General features: G+C 69.4%; 1 protein-coding gene. It reads left to right on the forward strand.

The annotated features are described in order from the left end of the window. Window positions 1-235: glycerophosphodiester phosphodiesterase family protein (locus tag SB753_RS41440; RefSeq protein ID WP_410805738.1), on the forward strand; the 235-nt coding region annotated here is incomplete at both ends.

A 235-nucleotide genomic window follows, 5' to 3' on the forward strand; every position in this document is an offset into this window, starting at 1 on the left:
GGCGAGGATTCGGGCATCTGGGAGAACTCCGCTGCTGCCTTCGCCGCCGCACACGCGGCGGGCGCCGAGTATGTCGAGACCGACTGCCAGGTCACGGCGGATGGCGATGTGGTGCTGTTCCACGACTCGACACTCGAGAGGCTCGTCGGTGACACGCGAGCAGTGCGGGACGTGCGCACGCGGGAGCTACGCGAGATCCTCTCCGCCCACGGCGGACTGCTCACGGTGGCGGAGG

It is taken from the genome of Paraburkholderia sp. SIMBA_053, from assembly GCF_046534895.1.
GTDB lineage: Bacteria > Pseudomonadota > Gammaproteobacteria > Burkholderiales > Burkholderiaceae > Paraburkholderia > Paraburkholderia caledonica.